Origin of the sequence: Veillonella dispar (genome assembly GCF_937975875.1) — a bacterium.
GTDB classification, from domain to species: Bacteria; Bacillota; Negativicutes; order Veillonellales; family Veillonellaceae; genus Veillonella; species Veillonella dispar_B.
In genome coordinates this window covers 1-8,344 of sequence record NZ_CALJSP010000105.1, presented here as the reverse complement: position 1 = coordinate 8,344, position 8,344 = coordinate 1, and the positions used below count along the sequence as shown (strand labels likewise).

6 protein-coding genes are annotated in these 8,344 nt (G+C 40.9%); all 6 read right to left on the bottom strand.

Annotated elements, in window-relative coordinates:
- Positions 1-2,536, bottom strand: a 2,536-nt coding sequence (locus tag Q7P05_RS04900; protein WP_303930833.1) for an ATPase, incomplete at its 3' end; no start/stop codon positions are given.
- A gap of 12 nt (positions 2,537-2,548) precedes the next feature.
- The gene (whiA, locus tag Q7P05_RS04895; RefSeq protein WP_105086207.1) at positions 2,549-3,496 is read right to left on the bottom strand and encodes a DNA-binding protein WhiA; all 948 of its coding nucleotides are present in this window, start codon (positions 3,494-3,496) and stop codon (positions 2,549-2,551) included.
- 15 nt (positions 3,497-3,511) lie between these two features.
- Positions 3,512-4,861, bottom strand: coding sequence for a gluconeogenesis factor YvcK family protein (yvcK, locus tag Q7P05_RS04890; protein WP_227283378.1), 1,350 nt, complete (start codon positions 4,859-4,861; stop codon positions 3,512-3,514).
- A 12-nt stretch (positions 4,862-4,873) separates the two neighbouring features.
- The gene (gene rapZ / locus Q7P05_RS04885; protein WP_287533922.1) at positions 4,874-5,788 is read right to left on the bottom strand and encodes an RNase adapter RapZ; all 915 of its coding nucleotides are present in this window, start codon (positions 5,786-5,788) and stop codon (positions 4,874-4,876) included.
- 12 nt (positions 5,789-5,800) lie between these two features.
- The gene (locus Q7P05_RS04880) at positions 5,801-6,613 is read right to left on the bottom strand and encodes a Cof-type HAD-IIB family hydrolase (RefSeq protein ID WP_105086204.1); all 813 of its coding nucleotides are present in this window, start codon (positions 6,611-6,613) and stop codon (positions 5,801-5,803) included.
- Positions 6,614-6,901: 288 nt separating this feature from the next.
- Positions 6,902-8,113 carry a putative porin gene (locus Q7P05_RS04875; protein ID WP_303930829.1) on the bottom strand — a complete coding sequence of 404 codons (1,212 nt, stop codon included), beginning with the start codon at positions 8,111-8,113 and terminating at the stop codon, positions 6,902-6,904.
- Between the last annotated feature and the right edge of the window lie 231 nt (positions 8,114-8,344).

The following is an 8,344-nucleotide window of genomic DNA, read 5'->3' as shown; positions in this document are numbered from 1 at the left end:
CGGCTTTACGTAATTCTTCCTGACGTTTTGCTTCAGCAGCAACGCGGGCTTCTTCGGCTTTACGGGCCGCTTCGAGACGTTCTTGTTCAGCCTTGCGTTGTGCCTCTAGTCTAGCCGCTTCTAAACGACGTGCTTCTTCTGCTCTTCGTGCTTCTTCTGCCAAACGAGCTTGTTCAGCTTTACGAGCCGCTTCAATTCGAGCTTCTTCAGCCTTACGAGCTTCTTCAGCACGTTTAGCCTCTGCTGCACGACGCGCTTCCTCAGCTTTACGAGCGGCTTCGATCCGAGCCTCTTCTGCCTTGCGCGCTTCCTCTGCACGACGCGCTTCCTCAGCTTTTCTTGCTGCTTCAATACGTTGTGCTTCTAAGGCAGCTTTTGCCTCTGCTGCTTTACGAGCATCTTCTTGACGTTTCGCTTCTAATGCAGCTTGTTCAGCTGCACGTTGGGCTTCTAGTGCTGCTTTTGCTTCGGCTGCTTTACGTGCTTCTTCGGTACGGCGTGCTTCCAATGCTTCTTGTTCCGCTTTTCGTTGTGCTTCTAAACGTGCTTTTGCTTCAGCAGCTAAACGTTCTTCTTCAGCTTTTTTCGCTTCTAAAGCGGCCTTTTCTGCTGCCCGTTGTGCTTCAAAACGTGCCTTAGCTTCAGCGGCCTGTCTAGCTTCTTCTGCCTTTCGTGCTGCTTCAATACGAGCCGCTTCAATTCTGCGTTCTTCTTCAAGACGTTTTGCTTCAGCCGCTACACGAGCTTCCTCCGCTTTACGTGCTGCCTCTAAACGATCGGCTTCCGTCTTTCTAGCAGCTTCAATACGCGCCATTTCAGCTTTACGTTCTTCTTCAGCCTTACGAGCTTCAGCTACCTTTCGATTAAGCTCAGCTTTTCTTTCTGCCTCTAAGCGTTTAGCCTCTTCTGCTTGTCGCATTTCCTCAGCTTTTTTCGCTTCTAAGGCCGCTTTGTCTTTAGCAGCTTGCGCCTCTTGAGCAGCCTTCAACTTGGCAGCCTTACGATCAGCTTCGGCTTTCTCAGCCATTTTACGCTCAATTTCAGCATGTTTAGCTTCTGCAGCCTTGCGTGCTATTTCTGCTTTTTCGGCAGCTAATTTGGCTTCTTCCGCTTTTTTACGAGCTAATGCTTCCTCAGCTTCTTTCGCTTTTTTAAGTTGTGCCTCTTTTTTAGCATCAGCCGCAGCTTTATCGCTCAATTTTTTTGTTTCTTCGTGAGCAATTGTTTCTGCCTGTTTTGCAGGAGTCAAAGTAGATTTAGATGTATCTACAGTTCCCTTATTAGTATCTTTACCATTGATAGGGCCTACAGGAATTTGTGTACCACTTTGCGTTGGATGACCCAAACTGTCTGTTACATCTTTTGGTACATTGACCGCAATAGTCTGATGTTTTTGCGGATTTGCAAGAGATTCAGGAATCAATAAGAATCGTATTGGCAAATTAGATGCACCTGCCGGCATGAAGTTTAATGTTAACAAATCGCCTGCATTATAATTACCCATAAGACGGCTATCTAATATAGTACCGTCCCCTAGTGCAGTAATCCCATCAGCACCACCGATATGATAGGTACGCGTATCGGTTTGACCTCTACGGGCACCTTGTTGATGAAGTGCTTTTACCGTAAAGGAGCCAGAATATGGCCCACCAAGAGGGTTAAAATACAATCTAAACGGTTCATTACCCTTTGTAGGAATTTTTAAAGTGTATGAAACACCATAGTTACCACGGTCACGAACAAATGCTTTATTTTGCATTTCATCTACACCATTGATAAAGGCATCCTCACGGTCGTTACCAACTTCAACAAAAGCACCGCCTAAGGCAGTATCAAAAGGTGTAGTAACCTCCATATTACGCTTTGAACCAGTATATGTACCGCGCAATTGAATTTCATCAATAGGTAAGTTCTTAGCCCAATGTGATGCATCGACGGCATCCATGCCCATAGGTAGCATCATAACGCGGGCAAAGATTGGCGCCTCTGTTTTAATATCTACAATGCCTGTAAATAACGCATCTTGATATACCGGTGTATTTTCCAAATCAGTAAAGATTAATTGACGCCCTTGGGGAGGAATGCTTAGGGAGTATAATGGTCTCGCATTTGGACTTTCATCTAAAGGATGCTCTAAATCCTTGCGGGATAAATCGCGACCAGCAGCAAAATAATCTGGCGTTGCCACAGATTTTAACTGTCTCATTACATGAACAGTATTAGGATATGCCGTTTGATTTTCTAGTACGATAGCAATCTTATGGGGCTGATCCATTTCATTTACGTGATAAAAATAAATGCGGCCATTCCCATTAATAGTACCAGCACTAAGTGTACCGCCTACTGGTCCTACATATTCAGGGCTATCCGATAATAGCAATGTATCCGTTTGAGACACCAAGCTTGGTGGCAACGGAGAAAACTGAAAATATCCAATTGATTGTAAATCTATATCACGAGCCTCTACATGGCCTGTAAGCGCAGCCATGGCGGCCATGGCCGCAGCTACACAATATTTTGATTTATAAGAAAACATATATTAATACCTCTATATTTCTTCAAGCCCCATAGGGTCATACGTAAGTGCTAATGCTTCGATTTTCTTTAAACGATGGCCAATACCCGACTTGGATAATTCGCCATCCATCAATTCTTCTAGCTCTTTTAAGCTCGCTTCTGGATTGTCCCATCTCAGTCTGGCTACAATCCTCAACTTGTCAGGCAATGCATCAATGCCAATTTCTCTATCGATGATTCGAATTGCTTTTACCTGACGTACTGCAGCATCTACAACCTTTTGTAAATTAGCGGTCTCACAGTTTACTTGCCGATTGATTTGATTTCGCACAGTCTTCATAATGCGCACATTTTCAAACTCCATCAAGGCTGATTGAGCCCCCATAATCTGCAAGCAATTCGTTACTGCGTCGCCTTCTTTAAGGTATACCACATATTCTTCTTTACGCTCCGTCAATCCTGCATGAATGTGAAAGAGCCGCAATACGTGAATAATTTCCTTTGCAAAATTCTCATTACCGGTCATAAACTCAAGATGATAATCACTTTGTGGCTTATTAACAGAGCCTCCACCTAAAAAGGCACCTCGTAAAAAGGCACGTCGTGCCTCCATGGATTTAAGCCAACTACGAGGGATTTGTTCGGTTACAGGCCATAAAGCAAGATCTTCTAAAGCCTGTCGCCCTTCTATGGATGGCTCCACAGATAGAGTGTACATATTTTTCTTACGCAAGTTAAGCCCTTGTCGTACTAATACATTGGTAGGCAATTCATATTGTTTCTTTAAAATGCCTAACAAGCGACGAGCTACTGCATTATTTGCAGTAGCTAATCTAATACCAACAGCGCCCTTCATCCCTAGAATGATAGATCCACCCATGCGCAATAAGCAAGACGCTTCAATTTTCATGGCCACATCTGCATCACTAGAGGATTCATATTGGCATAATTCATTTTTTACATCTTCAGCAAATGACATAGGTATCCCTTCTCATTAATGATCATCTCGTTGGAGATAATACTCTAAGATATGTGGTTCAGTATCCGATTGCATGGCGTGAACAATATCCATAATTACTTTACCTAACCGTTCAGGATCATGAACAGCGGGCTTTTTAGGACTTATCAATGTAGCCCGAATCGTACGTATTCCTTTAGCTTGTAGCTTCTTAGTATCTAATGCTACAGGCTCTGAACCTACAGCACTATATTGTTCTACCATTTGAATTGGTAACGGTCCATCGTTAGCAAGTACAGTATCGACAATGCCTTCACCACCATGTGCAATAAGAGCCTCCACATGATCACTTAAGGTATAACCTGTAGTTTCACCAGGTTGAGTCATAACATTAGCAATGTAAATTTTATTTGCCTTACTAGCGCGTATATGAGATGCAATTTTATCAGTTAACAAATTCGGAATGATACTTGTATATAAGCTACCCGGGCCAAAGATGATAACATCTGCTTCATCGATAGCACGTAACGCAGCACCTTCTGGTTTTGGCTGTGCTGGCTCACTATACATATGACGAATGCGTTTACCAGAATTAGGAATATTACTTTCACCTTCTACGATAGTACCGTCGGTCATCTCCGCTACTAATTTAATGAACTCAGTAGACGACGGAATTACACGGCCTCGTACACGCAACAATTTACTAGCCGCTTCAAGCGCTTCCTCCACATCGCCATCATATACTTGAGCAAGTGCTGTGATAAAGAGGTTACCAAAACTATGTCCAGATAGCTCATTTTCCCCTTCAAAGCGATAACGGAAAAGATTTTCCATAACCCCTTCTTGTTCAGCTAATGCAATCAAGCAGTTTCTCAAATCGCCAGGAGCAATCATTTTAAAATCTTTACGCAAGCGTCCCGAGGAACCACCATCGTCAGCTACGGTTACAATAGCAGACAAATTAGAGGTGTGTATTTTTAATCCACGTAATAAATTTGATAGCCCTGTACCACCTCCGATAACAACAATCTTAGGACCTTTATCGAGGCGTATATTTTGGAAAATAATATCCGACACCTTACTATCAGGATTAGGTAATACAGCACGAATAATCGTTTTAATAACCTTACTCGTACCGATTAACATTAAAACAGCGCCAATCGATAGTACAACAACGCCTACAGCAATGAGCACATTATAATTGTAAAAGCCCGTCATATTATAAGAAAAGGCAAGTACAATATCTTCAAGAACCGCAAGCCATTGATAGTTAAACATCAAGGAAATGCCAATAATTAAAAGACCTACACCACAACTAAAAAGGGCAAGCCAACGTTTTATATTTAGGCCCGGAATAAGCCACCGAAACCATCTTTTTCGCAACATATGAACCCCTATCTAGTTACCAAATGTTTTAATTTCATGAGGATTATAATCTTCTTCTACATTATTTTTCATCATATCTCGATGTTCTACAGAAACGCGATAGCCGTTTTCTAATAGATGCGAATATAATGCTTCTGCCATAGCCACAGATCTATGCATACCACCTGTACAGCCTACAGCAACGATAAATTGAGACTTCCCTTCTTGTTCATAATTGGGCACAAGAAAATCAATAGTATCAAAATAACGCTTTTTAAATTCCTCTGTAACTTCAAAGGAATGAATATATTCATTTACAGCTTTCACACGACCTGTTTTATGACGGAAATCTGGAATGTAGAATGGATTTGGTAAGAATCGAACATCCCAAACCATATCCGCATCCAATGGTAATCCATATTTAAAGCCAAAGCTTACAACTGTAATAGACATGCCATGGCCTTCATCAACTTGAGTAAATCGTGTTTTTAAATACTCTTTGAGGCTCGCAGTTTTCATATTCGTTGTATCAATAATGAAGTCTGCTTTATGTCGTACAGAATTTAATATCTGACGTTCTTCTTTCAAACCTGTAGTGATCATCCCATCTGGAGCCAGTGGATGGCTGCGACGAGTTTCTTTATATCGTCTAATTAACGTCTCATCTGTAGCATCCATAAAGACAATTTCATAATCTACCTTCATTTCTCTTAATGTTTCAAGAGATGATGAAAGAGCTTCAAAGAATTCACCACCGCGAATATCTACAACTAAAGCTACACGGTTTGTACGTTCTCCACCTTGTCGACAAATTTCACTTAGCTTAGGAATCAGTATAGGAGGAATATTATCAATACATAGATAGCCCATATCCTCTAATGCTTGTAGAACCTGAGTTTTGCCGGCACCAGACATGCCTGTAACAATTAATAAACGAAATGCTTCCATAGTTTTACTCCATTATAAAAGATTCTTTTCTATCCAGTGAGCTACACCATCTTCATTATGATGACCACATACTTCATTAGCCACAGATTTTACATGTTCTGTTGCATTTGAAACGGCTACCGAATATCCCGTTTCACTTAACATAGAAATATCGTTCTCTGCATTTCCAAAGGAAACTATATTTTCAAGACTAAGATTATTATCTAGAGCTAATTGAGCTAATGCACGCCCTTTTGATACATTCGGTGCAGTGATTTCGAGGAAATCTCGTTGACTACGCACTAATGTAACTTGATTACCAACTAATGGGGTCAAGATATCAATAATTCTATCGATTCCTTCTTCTGTATCGATAGCAATGAGCTTATTGGGTTCTGAAGAAAGTGTATAAATTGTATCACCTAAAAACTCAGCTACAGCCCCTGTTTGCTGTTCATAATGATCGGATTGCCAATTTTTATGATGACACAGTAAATGATCATCTACGTACGATTGTATATGCCAACTATATTGTTGACCGAGTTGAAAAACACGATATACGACATCTATAGGAACAGTTTGTTCAAATAGCTTATATCCCGTTTCTAACTCCTGGATTAAACCACCAGAGAACAATATCATAGGAACATTACCAAGTTGTAATGCTAATCCAATTGGTTTTGCCGTTTGATACATGCGTCCAGTTGCAATTGTTATACCAATTCCCTTCTGCTGCAAGCGATGCAATACATCAACTGTATACGCAGAAACTGTATTATCACTTCGAACTAACGTCTCATCACAATCGATGGCTACCATTTTTATATGAGAAAAAGAAGGATTCATTCTTACCTCCTTCACAAGAAAATCTAATACTCTTTATTATACCATTTATAATACTTATATAGATAGAAATATACAGTAATCCTCTATCAAAAATATTTTACACCTCCCAGTAATAAAGCTAATAAATGATCAAATTAAAGATAAGTATAATTTGTATATAAATCGATCTATAATTATCAAAATTGCATAATAAAAGGCATTCTATATCAATTTGTTATAGAATTTTATATATTAACCATAAAAAAAGAGACTCCCGAAGGAGTCCCTTTTATATGGTTAACTATCAAATTAGAATTTGTAGTTAAGGTCTGCACGGTAGAAGTCGTTAAGATCAGCACCGTCTTGAGTTTTCCAGTCGAAACCGTAGTTAGCGGACAAGCCAACGTTGTTTTGCAATGCATAGTTAACGGAAGCCATCCAACCTTTAGCATCTGTAGTGTAGATGTGGTTGTAAGTAGTATCAACGATAGGAGCGTTAGCTTTAGCGTTGAAGTATTGGCCTTTAACATCCCAAGAACCTTTTTTAGCGATGTTGTAGTCGCCATAGCCAAGACCTGCAGTCCAAGCTTGAGATTCATCAACGTGGGAGTCTTTCAACCATTCGCCACCAACCCAAACTTTGTCGAAGTTAGCATCAGCGTTGAAGCCGTAGATGTTTTTGTAACCATTAGTGCTATCTTGGTTTACACGATCGTAGAAACCACCAACCATAGTGTGTTTACCTACTTTACCTTTTAAGCCAAGGTAAGTGTTAGTTACGTTTTGGTCTTTAGTTAAGCCAGCTGCTTCACCGGATACCATGTAACCGTAAGCTGCTTGAGCCATAATTTTGTCGTTACCAGCGTTCAATTGAGCACCGTCGAATGTACCATCGAATGCTAAACCGCCACCAACTACTTGGCCGAAACGACCAGCTTTCAAGGATACGCGTTCGCCGAATTTATGGTTTACATAAGCGCGGTCGATTTGAGCATCTGCATTGCCACCGTTTTGGGAGTTACCCAATTCGAAGTTACCAGAAGTCAAACGAACAACTGCGTCAGTGCGATCGTTTACTTTTGCATTGAATTGTACACGAGCACGAGCGTCGAATTTGGATTTAGCATGTTCAGCATCTTGGTAACGAAGACGAGCATCACCAGTAACTTTTACGTTACCTACGCGGTCTTCCAAGCGAGCTACACGAACGCCCAAGTTGTTCAATTCGTTGGAGAATTCATCAGCCAAACGGTTGATCATAGCTTGTTGTTCAGCGTTAGCGCGGTCTTGGTTAGCCATAGCTTTAGCTACCATTTGAGCCATTTCGTAACGAGTGATGTTGTTTTGGCCTTTGAAAGTGCCATCTGGGTAACCATTAACGATACCAGCGTTTGCCAATTGGGAAACTGCTTGGTATGCCCAAGAATCTGGAGTTACATCGGAGAATGGGTTAGCTGCGAATGCAGTAGTTACACCCAAAACTGCTGTTGCTGCGAAAATTGCTGCGAATTGTTTTTTCATAGTTGAATTCCTTCTTTCTGAAAAAAATAGAAATATTAAATGTTACAAGTCATAACATTCACATTCTACTCTGTTCTTCAGATTAAGAATTTTTGGGAGTGTCCACGTTTCCTCGCCACATTCTACATCGAAGTTCTTCGTTTCATGTGTTTGTTACTTCTTGTAGGGTGATATTACATCCTCGTCCTCCAAATCCGCATTACGGGAAAATGCCGCATTTGCCAACATCGG

Coding starts and splice junctions, on each gene's coding strand:
- whiA (WP_105086207.1), bottom strand. CDS start 3,496: ATGTCATTTGCTGAAGATGTAAAAAATGAATTATGCCAATATGAATCC.
- yvcK (WP_227283378.1), bottom strand. CDS start 4,861: ATGTTGCGAAAAAGATGGTTTCGGTGGCTTATTCCGGGCCTAAATATA.
- rapZ (WP_287533922.1), bottom strand. CDS start 5,788: ATGGAAGCATTTCGTTTATTAATTGTTACAGGCATGTCTGGTGCCGGC.
- Q7P05_RS04880 (WP_105086204.1), bottom strand. CDS start 6,613: ATGAATCCTTCTTTTTCTCATATAAAAATGGTAGCCATCGATTGTGAT.
- Q7P05_RS04875 (WP_303930829.1), bottom strand. CDS start 8,113: ATGAAAAAACAATTCGCAGCAATTTTCGCAGCAACAGCAGTTTTGGGT.